The sequence below is a fragment of the Stutzerimonas kunmingensis genome (assembly GCF_021432085.1).
Taxonomy (GTDB): Bacteria; Pseudomonadota; Gammaproteobacteria; order Pseudomonadales; family Pseudomonadaceae; genus Stutzerimonas.
Window position 1 is genome coordinate 1,124,161 of record NZ_CP090366.1, and the last position, 15,641, is coordinate 1,139,801.

At 64.7% G+C, this 15,641-nt stretch carries 11 protein-coding genes and 1 pseudogene; 8 read left to right on the forward strand and 4 right to left on the reverse strand.

Features of this window, described 5'->3' with window-relative positions:
* Positions 1-239 precede the first annotated feature (239 nt).
* From LW136_RS05195 to LW136_RS05210, 4 genes are all read right to left on the reverse strand, one after another.
* Positions 240-2,141 carry an acetyl/propionyl/methylcrotonyl-CoA carboxylase subunit alpha gene (locus tag LW136_RS05195; RefSeq protein ID WP_042922360.1) on the reverse strand — a complete coding sequence of 634 codons (1,902 nt, stop codon included), beginning with the start codon at positions 2,139-2,141 and terminating at the stop codon, positions 240-242.
* Between the two features lie 364 nt (positions 2,142-2,505).
* Complete coding sequence (locus tag LW136_RS05200; RefSeq protein ID WP_234174743.1) at positions 2,506-3,303, reverse strand: gamma-carboxygeranoyl-CoA hydratase; 798 nt, start codon at positions 3,301-3,303, stop codon at positions 2,506-2,508.
* Positions 3,304-3,360: 57 nt separating this feature from the next.
* Positions 3,361-4,968 (reverse strand): carboxyl transferase domain-containing protein, encoded by a 1,608-nt coding sequence (locus LW136_RS05205; RefSeq protein ID WP_234174744.1) that lies wholly within the window; start codon positions 4,966-4,968, stop codon positions 3,361-3,363.
* A gap of 111 nt (positions 4,969-5,079) precedes the next feature.
* A complete protein-coding gene (locus tag LW136_RS05210; protein WP_234174745.1) occupies positions 5,080-6,243 on the reverse strand; it encodes an isovaleryl-CoA dehydrogenase in 1,164 nt (387 codons plus the stop codon).
* Positions 6,244-6,562: 319 nt separating this feature from the next.
* Here LW136_RS05210 and LW136_RS05215 point away from each other — a divergent pair, with 319 nt between their 5' ends.
* From LW136_RS05215 to LW136_RS05250, 8 genes and pseudogenes are all read left to right on the forward strand, one after another.
* Positions 6,563-7,585, forward strand: a complete 1,023-nt coding sequence (locus tag LW136_RS05215) for an apurinic/apyrimidinic endonuclease family protein (RefSeq protein WP_234174746.1) — start codon at positions 6,563-6,565, stop codon at positions 7,583-7,585.
* Positions 7,586-7,890: 305 nt separating this feature from the next.
* Complete coding sequence (locus tag LW136_RS05220; RefSeq protein ID WP_234174747.1) at positions 7,891-9,573, forward strand: AMP-binding protein; 1,683 nt, start codon at positions 7,891-7,893, stop codon at positions 9,571-9,573.
* Between the two features lie 57 nt (positions 9,574-9,630).
* The gene (locus LW136_RS05225) at positions 9,631-10,236 is read left to right on the forward strand and encodes a peroxidase-related enzyme (protein ID WP_041016205.1); all 606 of its coding nucleotides are present in this window, start codon (positions 9,631-9,633) and stop codon (positions 10,234-10,236) included.
* A 102-nt stretch (positions 10,237-10,338) separates the two neighbouring features.
* Positions 10,339-11,600 (forward strand): annotated as a pseudogene (locus tag LW136_RS05230) (OprD family porin).
* A 313-nt stretch (positions 11,601-11,913) separates the two neighbouring features.
* The gene (locus LW136_RS05235; RefSeq protein WP_044316225.1) at positions 11,914-12,675 is read left to right on the forward strand and encodes an ABC transporter ATP-binding protein; all 762 of its coding nucleotides are present in this window, start codon (positions 11,914-11,916) and stop codon (positions 12,673-12,675) included.
* Entirely contained in the window at positions 12,672-13,388 is a 717-nt protein-coding gene (locus LW136_RS05240) for an ABC transporter ATP-binding protein (protein WP_013983780.1), read from the forward strand. The genes LW136_RS05235 and LW136_RS05240 overlap by 4 nt, the downstream gene beginning before the upstream one ends.
* A gap of 76 nt (positions 13,389-13,464) precedes the next feature.
* Positions 13,465-14,682: an ABC transporter substrate-binding protein gene (locus LW136_RS05245; RefSeq protein ID WP_044316224.1), complete on the forward strand. Its 1,218-nt coding sequence runs from the start codon at positions 13,465-13,467 to the stop codon at positions 14,680-14,682.
* A 69-nt stretch (positions 14,683-14,751) separates the two neighbouring features.
* On the forward strand, positions 14,752-15,639 hold the full coding sequence (locus LW136_RS05250; RefSeq protein ID WP_044316223.1) for a branched-chain amino acid ABC transporter permease: 888 nt from the start codon (positions 14,752-14,754) through the stop codon (positions 15,637-15,639).
* Positions 15,640-15,641 lie beyond the last annotated feature (2 nt).

The following is a 15,641-nucleotide window of genomic DNA, read 5'->3' on the forward strand; positions in this document are numbered from 1 at the left end:
GGGTGAACGCTTAGCGAGCCTTCACCCGTGTCGTTGAATTGTGGCGCTGCTGGTGGGCTAAAGCCCACCCTACGAAACCTGCACGCGTCCACCGTAGGGTGGGCTTCAGCCCACCGATGTCGCCGTGTGTCAGCCGAGGCGTCCTACCGGTGGAAAAGCCTGCGGCGTTTTCCACCCTACGGCCTTGCGTTCGTGCGTGGGGTGGACAACGGCGAAGCCTTGTCCACCTTGTGCATCCTTCAGGCCTCTTCCATCTCCAGCAGCACCGCGCCTTCGCTGACCATTTCGCCTTCGTTGCAGAACAGGCTCTTGACCACGCCAGCCTGGGCGCTGCGGATGCTGTGTTCCATCTTCATCGCTTCCAGGACGATCAGCGCGGTGCCGGCTTCGACATGCTGACCGGCCTCCACCAGTACACGCACGATACTGCCGTTCATTGGCGCGGTCAGGCCGCCGTGATGCTGGTGGCTGGCCTCGGCTTCGGCGATGGGGTCGAAGGCGCGCACGGCCAGCCATTCGCCGTTCCACTGCAGATACAGCGCATCGCCCTGGCGAATTGCCCTGGGCGTACGGACGTTCTGCTGCGGTGCTGCCGGGTCGACCTTCAACCGGCGGCTTTCGCCATTGCACTGCAGATGCAGGCTGATCTGCGCCGGCATGCCGAAACGCAGCCCGCTGCGCTTGGACCACGGCGAATGGGCATCGTCGCCGCGTACCTTGGTCGGTTCGGTCTGCACGAAGCACTCCGCAGCCTGCTGCCAGAAGGCATCGGATAGCTCGCCAGCCGGACGCAGCAATTCGCTTTCGTGACGCGGAATAAAGCCGGTATCCAGCTCGGCCTCGGCAAACGCGCGGTGGCCGACGACGCGGTGCAGGAACGCGAGGTTGGTGCGCACGCCGCCGACGGCGGTCTCGTCGAGCATGGCCAAGAGGCGCAGCCGCGCTTCCTCGCGGTTCTCGCCCCAGGCGATCAGCTTGCCGAGCATCGGGTCGTAGAACGGCGACACGGTATCGCCCTCGGCGACGCCGCTGTCGACGCGACGCCCCGGGCCATCCGCCGCTTCACGGTAGAGCTCGAGGGTGCCGGTGGCGGGGAGGAAATCGTTGTCGGGGTCCTCGGCGTACAGGCGCACTTCGATGGCGTGGCCGATCAGTGGCACCTGCTCCTGACCGATCGGCAACGGCTCGCCGCGGGCGACGCGGATCTGCCAGGCGACCAAGTCGAGGCCGGTGATGGCCTCGGTGACCGGGTGCTCGACCTGCAGGCGGGTATTCATTTCCATGAAGAAGAATTCGCCACGGGCGTCGAGCAGAAACTCCACCGTGCCGGCACCAACGTAGCCGATGGCCTGCGCGGCCTTCACCGCCGCTTCACCCATGGCGCGGCGCAGCTCGGGGGAGAGGCCTGGCGCTGGCGCCTCTTCAACCACTTTCTGATGGCGGCGCTGGATCGAGCAGTCGCGCTCGTTGAGGTACAGGCAGTTGCCGTGCTGGTCGGCGAAGACCTGGATTTCCACATGGCGCGGTTTGAGCACGTATTTCTCGACCAGCATGCGCGAATCGCCGAACGACGACTGCGCCTCGCGCTGGGCGGACGCCAGCGCCTCGGCCAGGTCCGCCTCGCGCTCGACCACCTTCATGCCCTTGCCGCCACCACCGGCGGTAGCCTTGAGCAGCACCGGGTAGCCGATCTTTTCCGCGGCGGCACGGAAGGTTTCCACATCCTGCGCCTCGCCGTGATAGCCCGGCACCAGCGGCACGCCGGCTTCTTCCATCAGCGCCTTGGCGGCGGACTTGCTGCCCATGGCGTCGATGGCGGAGGCGGGTGGGCCGAGGAAGATCAGCCCGGCCTGTTCGATGGCGCGGGCGAATTCGGCGTTCTCCGAGAGAAAACCGTAGCCCGGGTGGATCGCCTGGGCGCCGCTGGCATTGGCGGCATCGATCAGCTTGTCGATGCGCAGGTAACTGTCGGCCGGCTTGGCGCCGCCCAGGTCGATGCAGATATCGGCTTCGCGGGCATGGCGCGCCGTTGCGTCGATGGCGCTGTGCACGGCAACGGTGGTCAGGCCCATGGCCTTGGCGGTGCGCATCACGCGGCAGGCGATCTCGCCGCGGTTGGCAACCAGGAGGGTGGTAATCATTGTTGTGGCTCCTGCGTGGCCTTCAGTGGGTTTCCCCTCACCCTAGCCCTCTCCCCGGAGGGGCGAGGGGATGACGGAGTGAGGCGAAGCAATGATGTGGTTTGGTTGTCGGCGGCTTGCCGGATGGAGGCAGCAGGCCGAGCGTCGTGGCGGTGGCCGCGTGGTGCGCTTTGGTTTTTTGGCTGCAACTGCATCGTGCTCCAGACCCCGCACGGCCAAACCCCCTCGCCCCCTTGGGGAGAGGGCTGGGGTGAGGGGGCGATGCCAAGGACCGACACAGCCTCCCGACCACCACACAACGCAACCCTCTCACCGCGCGTACGCGACAACGTATACGAGCGAGCACCCCACAGAAGCCCGGTCATCACGCGCGCTCCTGCCAGGCGGGCGTGCGTTTTTCCAGGAAGGCGCTCAGGCCTTCCTGACCTTCCGGGCTGGTGCGCAGGCGCGCAATGGCTTGTTCGGTGGCCTGGCGCAGGTCGGCGCTGAAATCGCCATCGCCCACTTCCAACAACAAGTCCTTGCAGGCCTTGAGCGCTTGCGGGCTGTTCAATAGCAAATTGTCGACCCACTGCTCGAGTGCTGCGTCCAGTTCGCCGGCCGGATAGGTCTCGGCGAGCAGGCCGAGTTCGCGGGCACGCTTACCGTCGAAGCGTTCGGCGGTCAGCGCGTAGCGGCGGGCGGCGCGCTCGCCGATGGCCTTGACCACGAACGGGCTGATCACGGCCGGCGCCAGGCCGATGCGGACTTCCGACAGGCAGAACAGCGCGTCGCTGGCGCCGATGGCCATGTCGCAGCAGGCGATCAGCCCCAGCGCGCCGCCGAACGCCGCACCCTGCACCACGGCCAGGGTCGGCTGCGGCAACAGGTAGAGGCGCTGCATCAGTTCGCCGAGTTCATGGGCGTCAGCCAGGTTCGCCTGGTAGTCGAGCTTGGCCGACTCGCGCATCCAGCCGAGATCCGCACCAGCGGAGAAGTGCTTGCCACGCCCGCGCAGGATCAGGAAGCGGATGCTGGCATCGTCCTGCACCTGGGCCAGGGCCGCATTCAGTTCGCCGATCACCCGGGCGTCAAAGGCGTTGTTCTTGTCCGCGCGGTTGAGCCAGAGGGTGGCGACGCCGCGCGCGTCTTTGTTCAGTTCGATGGTCTGGAAATCGGTCATCTCGGCATCCTCAATGCGACTGCAGTCGCCGGCGCGTTCGGCTGCCGGCGGCACGGATTACATGCGGAACACGCCGAAGCGGGTCGGCTCGATCGGCGCATTCAGCGCGGCGGACAGCGCCAGCCCCAGCACCTCGCGGGTCTGCGCCGGGTCGATCACGCCGTCGTCCCACAGCCGAGCGCTGGAGTAGTACGGATGGCCCTGGCGCTCGTACTGCTCGAGGATCGGCTGCTTGATCGCGGCTACCTCGTCGTCGCCGAGACTCTTGCCGGCGCGCTCGCTCTGTTCCTGCTTGACCTGGGCGAGCACCCCGGCGGCCTGCTCGCCACCCATTACGGCGATGCGCGCGTTGGGCCACATCCACAGGAAGCGCGGGTCGTAGGCGCGGCCGCACATGCCGTAGTTGCCGGCGCCGAAGCTGCCGCCGATGAGCACGGTGAACTTCGGCACCTGGGCGCAGGCCACCGCGGTGACCAGCTTGGCGCCGTGCTTGGCGATGCCGCCGGCCTCGTATTTCTGCCCGACCATGAAACCGGTGATGTTCTGCAGGAACAGCAGCGGAATGCCGCGCTGGCAGGCCAGCTCGATGAAGTGCGCGCCTTTCTGCGCCGCCTCGGCGAAGAGGATGCCGTTGTTGGCGAGGATGGCGATCGGGTAGCCGTGCAGATGGGCGAAGCCGCAGACCAGGGTGGTGCCGAACAGCGCCTTGAATTCATCGAACTCACTGCCGTCCACCAGCCGCGCGATCACCTCGCGCACGTCATAGGGCTGCTTGGCCTGCGCCGGGATCACGCCGTACAGCTCGTCGGCGGCATACAGCGGTGCGCGCGGTTCGCGGGTCTGCAGCTGACCGAGCTTGCGCCAGTTGAGGTTGGCCACGCAGCGGCGGGCGATGGAAAGGGCGTGCTCGTCGTTCTCGGCGTAGTGGTCGGCGACGCCCGAGGTCTTGCAGTGCACGTCGGCGCCGCCCAGTTCCTCGGCGGTTACCACTTCGCCGGTGGCGGCCTTCACCAGCGGCGGGCCGGCGAGAAAGATGGTCGCCTGGTTGCGCACCATGATGGTTTCGTCGGCCATCGCCGGCACATAGGCGCCGCCGGCAGTGCAGGAGCCCATCACCACAGCGATCTGCGGGATGCCCATGGCGCTCATGTTGGCCTGGTTGAAGAAGATGCGGCCGAAGTGCTCGCGGTCCGGGAACACCTCGTCCTGTCGCGGCAGGTTGGCGCCGCCGGAGTCCACCAGGTAGATGCAGGGCAGGCGGTTCTCGCGGGCGACGGTCTGCGCGCGCAGGTGCTTCTTCACCGTCAGCGGGTAGTAGGTGCCGCCTTTCACGGTGGCGTCGTTGGCGATGATCATGCACTCGACGCCTTCGACGCGGCCGATTCCGGCCACTACGCCGGCAGCAGCGACGTCTTCGCCATAGACCTCATGAGCGGCCAGCGGCGCGAGTTCGAGAAAGGCCGAGCCGGCGTCGAGCAGGGTATCGATGCGATCGCGCACCAGGAGCTTGCCGCGTGATACATGGCGCTGCTGGGCGGTGGCGCCGCCGCCTTCGCTGACACGGCCGAGCAGGGCGCGCAGGTTGTTCACCTGTTCGAGCATGGCCGCGCTGTTGGCGGCGAACTCCGGCGAACGGGTATTGATCTGGGTGTGCAGGATGGCCATGGTTGGCTCCGTTCAATTCCATCATGGATGGCTCTGCCATCCACCGACTGCGGTGGAAAACGCTTCGCGGTTTTCCACCCTACGAGGGTTGGGCGTTGTTCCGCCCGCAGCTCACCTGGATTCGTTGAACAGCTCGCGTCCGATCAGCATCCGGCGGATCTCGCTGGTGCCGGCGCCGATTTCGTAGAGCTTGGCGTCGCGCAGCAGTCGGCCGGTGGGGAATTCGTTGATATAGCCGTTGCCACCGAGGATCTGGATCGCCTGCAGGGCCATCTGCGTGGCGTTTTCGGCGGTATAGAGGATCACCCCGGCGGCGTCCTTGCGGGTGGTCTCGCCACGGTCGCAGGCCTGGGCGACGGCGTAGAGATAGGCGCGGCTGGCGTTGAGCTGGGTGTACATGTCCGCCACCTTGCCCTGGATGAACTGGAACTCGCCGATGCTCTGGCCGAACTGCTTGCGGTCGTGGATGTAGGGCACCACCACGTCGAGGCAGGCCTGCATGATCCCGGTCGGGCCGCCGGCCAGCACCACGCGTTCGTAGTCCAGGCCGCTCATAAGCACCTTGACGCCGCCGTTCTCGGCGCCCAGCACATTCTCTTGCGGCACCTCGACGTCATCGAAGAACAGCTCGCAGGTGTTGGAGCCGCGCATGCCGAGCTTGTCGAACTTGTTGCCGCGGGAGAAACCCTTCCAGTCGCGCTCGACGATGAACGCGGTGATGCCGTGCGGCCCCTTGTCCAGGTCGGTCTTGGCGTAGATCACATAAGTGTTGGCGTCCGGGCCGTTGGTGATCCAGGTCTTGCTGCCGTTGAGCACGTAGCGGTCGCCGCGCTTTTCTGCGCGCAGCTTCATGGAGACCACGTCGGAGCCGGCATTCGGCTCGCTCATGGCCAGCGCGCCGACGTGTTCGCCGCTGATCAGCTTGGGCAGGTAGCGGGCCTTCTGCTCGGGGTTGCCGTTGCGGTTGATCTGGTTGACGCACAGGTTGGAGTGGGCGCCGTAGGAGAGGGCGACCGAGGCCGAGCCGCGGCTGATCTCTTCCATCGCCACCACGTGGGCCAGGTAGCCGAGGCCGGCGCCGCCGTATTCCTCGGAGACGGTGACGCCGAGCAGACCCATCTCGCCGAATTTCTTCCACATGTCGGCCGGAAACAGGTTGTCCTGGTCGATGGCCTCGGCGCGCGGCGCCAGCTCGGCGGCGACGAAGGCCTGGACCTGCTCGCGCAGCATGTCGATGGTTTCACCGAGGGCGAAATTGAGGCTGGAGTAGTTCATGGGGCCACCTGCTTGTCTTGTAATTGTTCTGTTTTCAGAGGATTCGTTCGTCCGGCGGAGTGCTGCCGGCGCTCTGGTAGCGGTCTGACGTCATCGACAGGGATGGTCATTCGTTGCTTTACGTTAACGTAAAGGTCCGCTCTCGGTCTGTCAACACACCACCGAGCCGGCATGCTGCAAGCATAGGCCTGCCAAGGTGCGGTCGTCGGTAGTCGGTCCTGCGGTGGTGTTTCGTCGGTGGCGGGGCACTCGCCGCGAGGCTGGCGGGACTAAACAGGCAGTGGCCGCAATGCCGGCCTGCCACCCGACGAGGAACTCCATGCCCCGTATCGGCTTCGCCTGCATGTATCGCCATCCGCAACAGAGCCTCTCGCTGAAGGAGCTGGAGCGCATCGAGCGCACCTTCAACCCGCGCAGCACCACGCTGCGCTGGATGGCCTCGGCGGGGCGCGAGGCGGCCGAAGCGAAGCTCGAGGAGATCGTCGAGCACAACCTGAACGCCCAGCGGGTGCTGCTCGAATACGTCGCCACGTTGCCGCCGATGCTGCGCATGTTGCGCCTGTCCAGCGACTTGCTGCCGTTCTACAGCCATGCCGAGATCGCGCCGTTCTACCGTCGCGCCGAGATACGGAACCGCCTCGAGGCTGGCTTCGCCGCGATCGGCGAACTGGCACGGGCCAACGAAATCCGTCTGTCGATGCATCCGGGGCAGTATTGCGTGCTTGGCTCGGACAAGCCGCAGGTGGTGGAAAACAGCCTGGCGGAATTCGAATACCACGCCGACATGATCCGCATGATGGGTTACGGCCGGCGCTTCCAGGACTTCAAATGCAACCTGCATATCGCAGGGCGGCTCGGCGCCGAGGGGGTGCGTGCCGTGTGGCCGCGCCTGTCGACCGAGGCGCGCCACTGCATCACCTTCGAGAACGACGAAAAGACCTATGGCCTGGACGACTGCCTGAGCCTCGCGGACCTCGCGCCGGTGGTGCTGGATATCCATCACTGCTGGATTCACGAGGGCCGCTACATCGAGCCGGACGACCCGCGCATCGAGCGCGTTCTGGAAAGCTGGCGCGGTGTGCGGCCGACCATGCACTACTCGCAGCCGCAGGAGAGCCTGATGGAGCTCGGCTTCGCGCCGGAGCAGAAGCTGGAAATCCCCGAGTTGCTGGAGAAGGTCAACAAGCGCGACCTCTATGCGCATAGCAAACGCATGTGGAACCACTGGACGAATCACTATGCGTTTCAGTTTCTTGATCGCTTCGACATCATGCTCGAAGCCAAGGACAAGAACCTCGCCGCGCTGGACTTCCATAACGAGTACCAGCGCGAATGCGGCTGACGAGGCGTCTTCGGCAGACGCATGCGCGGCAACGTTGCAGAGGCTCCGGCGCAACCGTTTTGCGCCGCTCAGGCATGCCTTCCGACACGTCGTGTCAGCGCCGATCTGGCCGCGGCTGACCCATTTATTCGTCACCAGATAATGGCCATTTGACTGCTCGAGCTCCTCGACTTTCGCCTACCCTGCGACATATTGTCAGCTAGTTACCTTTACGTTAACGTAATCGTGGCCTAGGGTGACTGTCAGCAGCGCCAGCACCCTTGCGAGCACGCCTCATAACAAACATAAGACTGAGGAAAATCGTCATGAGTCTTCCGAGCTATACCTGCGGACCGCAGAGCAAACCACTGTTGCCCATGACCATCGGCGCGGCATTCGACCGTACCGTGGAGCGCTTTCCCCAGCGCGAGGCCCTGGTGGTGCGCCATCAGCAGCTGCGTTACACCTGGGCGGAACTGGCGGAGGCGGTGGACCGTTGCGCGCGTGGCCTGCTGGCCCTCGGACTGCAAGCTGGCGAACGAGTGGGAATCTGGTCACCGAACAATGCCCAGTGGTGCATTACCCAGTTCGCCACGGCGAAGATCGGCGTGGTGCTGGTCAACATCAATCCCGCCTACCGCCTCAGCGAACTCGAGTACGCCTTGAAGCAATCCGGCTGCCGCTGGCTGATCTGCGCCGATGCCTTCAAGACCTCCGATTACCACGCCATGCTCCACGAGCTGCTGCCGGAGCTGGAAAGCGCCGCTGTCGGCGCCCTGCAGAGTCATATGCTGCCGGAGCTGCGCGGGGTGATCAGCCTGTGCGACAAGCCGGAGGACGGCATGCTCCAGTGGCAGGCGCTGATGGAGATGGCCGAGCAGGTCGGCCCCGAACAGCTGCGCCAGTGCGGCGAACGCCTGCAGTTCGACGACCCCATCAACATCCAGTACACCTCCGGCACCACGGGCTTTCCGAAAGGCGCCACGCTCAGTCACTACAACATCCTCAACAACGGCTACATGGTCGGCGAGAGTCTCAGGCTCACCGAGCACGACCGCCTGGTGATCCCGGTGCCGCTGTACCACTGCTTCGGCATGGTCATGGGCAACCTCGGCTGTGTCACCCACGGCACCACGATGATTTACCCGAGCGCCGCCTTCGAACCGCTGGCGGCACTGCAGGCCGCGGCCGAGGAAAAGGCCACCGGCATGTACGGCGTGCCGACCATGTTCATCGCCATGCTCGATCACCCGGAGCGCCAGTCGCTGGACCTCAGCAGCCTGCGCACCGGCATCATGGCCGGTTCCACCTGCCCGATCGAGGTCATGAAGCGCGTCATCGACGACATGCATCTGGCCGAAATGCAGATCGCCTACGGCATGACCGAAACCAGCCCGGTCTCCACCCAGACCAGCGCCGACGACGACCTGGAACGTCGCGTGACCAGCGTCGGCCGCACGCAGCCGCATCTGGAAAGCAAGATCGTCGACGAGCACGGCGCGGTGGTGCCGCGCGGGCAGATCGGCGAACTGTGCACCCGCGGCTACAGCGTGATGCTCGGTTATTGGAACAACCCGGACGCCACCCGCGATGCCATCGACGGCGCCCGCTGGATGCACACCGGTGACCTCGCGGTAATGGACGATGAGGGTTACATCAAGATCGTCGGCCGCAACAAGGACATGATCATCCGCGGCGGCGAGAACGTGTACCCGCGCGAGATCGAGGAATTTCTTTTCACCCACCCGGCGGTCGCCGACGTGCAGGTGATCGGCGTGCCGGACAGCAAGTTCGGCGAGGAGATCGTCGCCTGGGTCAAGCTGCACCCCGGCCATCAGGTCGAGGCCGAGGCGCTGCGCGAGTTCTGCAAGGGCCGCATTGCCCACTTCAAGACGCCGCGGCACATCCGGTTCGTCGACGACTTCCCGATGACCATCAGCGGCAAGGTGCAGAAGTTCCGCATGCGCGAGATCAGCGTGGTCGAGCTGGGCATCAGCGAACAGCACTGACCGGCACCGGCCGGGTTCGCCCGGCCGGCAATTCGCTCATCCGAAAAGGAGCTTTCCATGGCGCTGCCTACTACTCAGTCGATCAGCCGTTTTCCGCTGTCCGATAGCCTCGACACGCTGCCCGCCGACCTGCGCGAACGGATTCTCGCCGTGCAGGAAAAGGCCGGTTTCATCCCCAACGTGTTTCTCATGCTGGCTCATCGGCCGGCGGAGTTTCGCGCCTTCTTCGCCTATCACGATGCGCTGATGGAGCGCGAAGCCGACAGCCTGACCCAGGCCGAGAAGGAGATGATCGTGGTGGCGGTCAGCGCCGACCACGGCTGCCTGTATTGCGTGGTCGCCCATGGCGCGATTTTGCGGATCCTCGCCAAGGACGCGCAGCTGGCCGACCAGATCGCCGTCAACTACCGCACCGCGCCGATCTCCGAACGCCAGCGCACGATGCTCGACTTCGCCCTGCACCTGGCCGCCGGGCGCGGCGTGCTGGACGACGCCTGGCAAGCGCGGCTGGAGGCCCAGGGTTTCAGCCTCGACGACATCTGGGACATCGGCGCCATCGCCGGGCTGTTCGGCCTCTCCAACCGGCTGGTGTCCATGGCGCGCACCCCGCCCAACGACGAGTTCTACCTGCTGGGCCGCGTGCCCAGAAGCACCGCGCGCTGAGCGCGACACCGCATTACCGCATGAAGTGGTAATCCGAGCCCGGGCAGTTGGCAGTCGGGCTCAACAGCTGCATCAACGATCACAACAACAAGAGAGAAAGCTATGCAACTGAAACCAGCAAGCCGGACCTTCCTGCTTTCCAGCCTGGCTGCAGCCATTCTGGGCATGTCCAACACGGCTTCGGCCGCCTTCATCGAAGACAGCAAGGCCGCTGTCGAACTGCGCAACTTCTACATGAACCGCGACTTCCGTTCGGGGGACGGCCAGTCCAAGGCCGAGGAGTGGGCCCAGGGCTTCATCCTGAAAATGGAATCCGGCTACACCGAAGGGCCGGTCGGCTTCGGCCTGGATGCCATCGGCCTGCTCGGCGTCAAGCTTGACTCCGGCTCCGGCCGTGGCGGCACCGGCCTCCTGCCACGCTCGGCTTCCGGCGAGCCGGCGGACGACTACGGCACGGCAGGCCTGACCGCCAAGGCCAAGCTGTCCGCCACCACGCTGCACGTGGGCACGCTGCAACCGGTTATCCCGGTGCTGATGCGCAACGACAGCCGCCTGTTGCCGAACATCTATCGCGGCGCCTGGCTGCAGAGCAAGACGTCGCAGGCCTCACGCTGGATCTCGGCATGCTGGATCGCACGAGCTACCGCGACTCTTCCAACTACGAAGAGATGACGGTGTTCAATGGCGGGCTGCGCAACATTACCTTTGGCAGCAATACGACGAGCGACGAGTTCCGCTTCGCCGGCGGGCGCTACGACTGGTCGCCACAATTGGCCACCAGCTACTACTACGGTGGGCTGGACGGCATCTACGACCAGCACAACCTCAGCCTGGTCCATGTGCTGCCGATCGGCGAGTCGCAGAGCTTCAAGACCGACCTGCGCTATGTGCGCTCCACCGACGATGGCGGCAGCAATGTCGACAACGACGCCTTCGGCGCGCTGTTCACCTACAAGCATGGCGGTCACGCCTTCACCGGCGGTTACCAGCACATGAGCGGCGATACCGGTTTCGCCTACGTCGCCGGTGGCGATAACGCGTTGATCAACCTGCTGCAGATCAACGATTTCGGTAACCAGGACGAACGCTCCTGGCAGGTCCGCTACGACTACGACTTCGCCGCCATGGGCATTCCCGGGCTGAGCCTGATGACCCGCTACGTCTCCGGTGACAACGTCGACCGTGGCGCCGGCGCCAGCGAAGGCAAGACCTGGGAGCGCAACACCGACATCGCCTACGTCATCCAGAGCGGCCCACTGAAGAACCTCGGCTTCAAGCTGCGCAACGCCACCACGCGAAGCAACTTCCAGAGCGACCTGGACGAGAATCGCTTTATCGTCAGCTACAGCCTGCCGTTGTGGTAACCGCGAAACCGCTGTGAACCTCCTCGTTGGAAATTTCCGGGCCGCATAGGCCCGGCTTTTTCTGCGTCGGCCGGGCCTTCTTTCGGCGCTCGCGGTTTGCATCGCCGATGCAAACCAACTACCTCAATGGCGCGAAAAATACTGGCCTTTTGCCCTTCATTTGCCCGCTTTACCGCTCAATCACCCGTTTGAAAAAGCCACTTGCCGTATACGGAAACTGGTTGTTATCGTTTACGTAAAGGTCATGCAGCGACCTGCGCCATAACCAACAACAACAAACAAGGTTAGAGGGCACCCAAAGGAACCAGAGTTCGTGCTGGAAACGCGCGGCCTGACCAAGGAATTCCGCGGCTTCACCGCAGTGGATTCCGTCGATCTGAAGGTCCGTCAGGGTCACATCCATGCGCTTATCGGCCCCAACGGCGCCGGCAAGACCACCGTATTCAATCTGCTCACCAAATTCCTCACGCCCACCCGTGGCGAAATCCTCTATCGCGGCAAGAACATCACCTCGATGAAGGCCAACGAGATCGCCCGGCTCGGCCTGGTGCGCTCGTTCCAGATTTCCGCAGTATTTGGCCACATGAGCGTGCTGGAAAACGTGCGTGTAGCGCTGCAGCAGAAGATGGGCAACTCCTTCCATTTCTGGAAATCCGAACGCAGCCTGCGCGAGCTGGACGACCAGGTGATGCAGCTGCTCGCTGAAGTCGACCTGCAGGCCTTCGCCCAGACCCTGGCCGTCGAGCTGCCCTACGGCCGCAAGCGCGCGCTGGAGCTGGCCACCACCCTGGCGCTGGACCCCATCGTGCTGCTGCTCGACGAACCGACCCAGGGCATGGGTGGTGAGGATGTCGACATGGTCGTCGAGCTGGTGCGCAAGGCCGCCGCCAATCGCACGGTGCTGATGGTCGAGCACAACCTCAGCGTGGTCAGCCGCCTGTGCGATCGCATCACCGTGCTGGCGCGCGGCTCGGTGCTTGCCGAAGGCGACTACGACAGCGTGTCGGCCAACCCGCAGGTGCGCGAAGCCTATCTGGGCAGCGAAGCCGCCGCGCTCGAGGAGGCCCACGCATGAACCCACCCATGGATCGCGATCAGCTGCGCATCAGCGACCTGCATGCCTTTTACGGCGAGTCGCACATCCTTCACGGTGTCGATCTGGTGGTTGGCCGCGGCGAGCTGGTGACGCTGCTCGGGCGCAACGGCGCCGGGCGCACCACCACGCTGCGGGCGATCATGAACATGGTCGGGCGCCGCACCGGCTCCATCGTGGTCAACGGCAACGAGACCATCGGCATGCCGGCCCACCAGATTCCACGGCTGGGCGTCGGCTATTGCCCGGAAGAGCGGGGCATCTTCGCCAGCCTGAGCGTCGAGGAGAACCTGCTGCTGCCACCCACGGTGCGCAGCGGCGGCATGAGCCTGGACGAGCTCTACGAAATGTTTCCCAACCTGTATGAGCGTCGTTTCAGCCAGGGCACGCGGCTCTCCGGCGGCGAGCAACAGATGCTGGCCATGGCGCGCATCCTGCGCACCGGCGCCAACCTGCTGCTGCTCGACGAGATCACCGAAGGCCTGGCGCCGGTCATCGTGCAGAAGCTCGGCGAGGTGCTGATCAAGCTCAAGCAGCGTGGCCTGACCATCGTCCTGGTAGAGCAGAACTTCCGTTTCGCCGCGCCATTGGCCGACCGTCATTACGTGATGGAGCACGGCCGCATCATCGAAGAGATCGAGGCGGCCGACCTGGATTCGAAAAAGGAGTTCCTCAATTCCTGTCTCGGGGTGTGAGCCTCAGGAAGCTGAAAACCGGCCGCAGTGGATGCCGGCCCGAACCACAACAAAAACAATCGAGAGTGGTGACTACATGAGCTTTTTCCGCAAGCGCGCAAGCGCCATCCTGGCTGCTTCCCTGATCGCCACGGCCGCCCAGGCCGAGATCAGCAACGACGAAATCCGTATCGGCTATCTGGCCGACATGTCCGGTACCTACCGCGACCTCTCCGGCCCCGGCGGCCTGGAGGCGCTGAAGATGGCGGTGGAGGATTTCGGCGGCACGGTCGACGGCAAGAAGATCGTCGTCTTCCATGCCGATGACCTGAACAAGCCGGACGTCGGCGCCAACACCGTGCGCCAGTGGATCGACGAGCGCAACGTCGACATGGTGACCGGCATGGTCGCCAGCTCCGTGGTGCTGGCGGCGAGCAAGGTGGTGGAGCAGGGCGGCAAACTGGCGCTGATCTCCGGCGCGGCGGCCTCCAGCATCACCAACGAGTTTTGCTCACCGAACCATATCCACTGGACCTACGACACCTACGCGCTGGCCAACGGCACGGCGAAGGCGGTGCTCGCCGATGGCGGCAAGAGCTGGTACATCCTCACTGCCGACTATGCCTTCGGCCACGCCATGGAAGCCGACATCACCAAGGTGGTGGAAGGTGATGGCGGCAGCATCGTCGGCAAGGTTCGCCATCCGTTCCCCAGCAGCGATTTCTCCTCCTACATGCTGCAGGCCCAGGGCTCCGGCGCAGAGGTGATCGCCCTGGCCAACGCCGGCGCCGATACCGTCAACTCGCTGAAGACCGCCAGCGAGTTCGGCGTCACCCAGTCCGGGCAGAAGCTCGCCGGCATGGTGGTGTTCCTCAACGACATCCACGCCATGGGCCTGGAAGTGACCCAGGGCCTGATGCTCACCACCGGCTGGTACTGGGACATGAACGAGGAGACCCGCGCCTGGGCCCAGCGCTACTACGAGCGCACCAAGCGCATGCCGACCATGGTGCATGCCGGCATCTACTCGGCGACCACCCACTACCTGAACGCGGTGAAGGCCACCGGCACCGACGAAACCGTGGCGGTGCGTGCACAGATGGCCAAGACCCCGGTCAACGACATGTTCGCCAAGGGTGGGCAGATTCGTGAGGACGGCCGCATGGTGCACGACATGTACCTGGTGCAGGTCAAGACACCGGCCGAATCCACCGGCGAGTGGGACCTGTACAAGATCGTCAGCACCATTCCGGGCGAGCAGGCCTACCGGCCGATCGCCGAGACCCAGTGCACCAAGCTGGTCGCCAAAGAGTAAACGGCTAGGCCGCGCCATCACCCGGTCGGTAACGGCCGGGTGCCACGGACTTCCTTTGGGTGATGAACCATGACTCTCCTATTCGGCGTACCCCTGAGCGTACTGCTCGGGCAGCTGCTGCTCGGCCTGATCAACGGGGCGTTCTACGCACTGCTGAGCCTGGGCCTGGCGATTATCTTCGGCCTGCTGCGCATCATCAACTTCGCCCATGGTGCGCAGTACATGTTGGGCGCCTTCGTGGCCTTCCTCGGGCTGAACTACTTGGGTGTGAGCTACTGGTTCGCGCTGGTGCTGGCGCCGTTGGTGGTGGGTTGCCTGGGCATGGCCATCGAGCGCGGGCTGCTGCGGCGCATTGCCGGTGAGGATCACCTTTACGGATTGCTGTTGACCTTCGGCCTGGCGCTGATCGTCGAGGGCAGCTTCGTCAAGCTGTTCGGCGTATCCGGCTCGTCCTATCCAATGCCGGAGTTGCTGCGTGGCGGCTTCAATCTCGGCTTCATGTTCCTGCCGACCTACCGCGCCTGGGTAATCGTCGCCGCGCTGGTGGTGTGCCTGGCGACCTGGTACGTGATCGAACGCACCCGCCTGGGTTCCTACCTGCGCGCCGGCACCGAGAACCCGAAACTGATGCAAGGCTTCGGCATCAACGTACCGCTGCTGGTGACCCTGACCTACGGCTACGGTGTGGCGCTGGCGGCCTTCGCCGGCGTGCTGGCTGCGCCGATCTACGCGGTGACGCCGGGCATGGGCTCGAACCTGCTGATCGTGGTGTTCGCTGTGGTGGTGATCGGCGGCATGGGCTCGATCCTCGGCGCCATCATCACCGGCATCGCCATGGGTCTGATCGAGGGGCTGACCAAGGTGTTCTATCCGGAAGCGGCCAACACCGTGGTGTTCCTGGTCATGGTGGCGGTGTTGCTGATTCGTCCTGCGGGACTCTTTGGTAAGGAGGCATGAGC

What these genes read in the sequence shown, in the direction of transcription:
- LW136_RS05250 (WP_044316223.1), top strand. Translation starts at nt 14,752, where the DNA reads ATGACTCTCCTATTCGGCGTACCCCTGAGCGTACTGCTCGGGCAGCTG.
- LW136_RS05240 (WP_013983780.1), top strand. Translation starts at nt 12,672, where the DNA reads ATGAACCCACCCATGGATCGCGATCAGCTGCGCATCAGCGACCTGCAT.
- LW136_RS05225 (WP_041016205.1), top strand. Translation starts at nt 9,631, where the DNA reads ATGGCGCTGCCTACTACTCAGTCGATCAGCCGTTTTCCGCTGTCCGAT.
- LW136_RS05245 (WP_044316224.1), top strand. Translation starts at nt 13,465, where the DNA reads ATGAGCTTTTTCCGCAAGCGCGCAAGCGCCATCCTGGCTGCTTCCCTG.
- LW136_RS05195 (WP_042922360.1), bottom strand. Translation starts at nt 2,141, where the DNA reads ATGATTACCACCCTCCTGGTTGCCAACCGCGGCGAGATCGCCTGCCGC.
- LW136_RS05220 (WP_234174747.1), top strand. Translation starts at nt 7,891, where the DNA reads ATGAGTCTTCCGAGCTATACCTGCGGACCGCAGAGCAAACCACTGTTG.
- LW136_RS05205 (WP_234174744.1), bottom strand. Translation starts at nt 4,968, where the DNA reads ATGGCCATCCTGCACACCCAGATCAATACCCGTTCGCCGGAGTTCGCC.
- LW136_RS05215 (WP_234174746.1), top strand. Translation starts at nt 6,563, where the DNA reads ATGCCCCGTATCGGCTTCGCCTGCATGTATCGCCATCCGCAACAGAGC.
- LW136_RS05200 (WP_234174743.1), bottom strand. Translation starts at nt 3,303, where the DNA reads ATGACCGATTTCCAGACCATCGAACTGAACAAAGACGCGCGCGGCGTC.
- LW136_RS05210 (WP_234174745.1), bottom strand. Translation starts at nt 6,243, where the DNA reads ATGAACTACTCCAGCCTCAATTTCGCCCTCGGTGAAACCATCGACATG.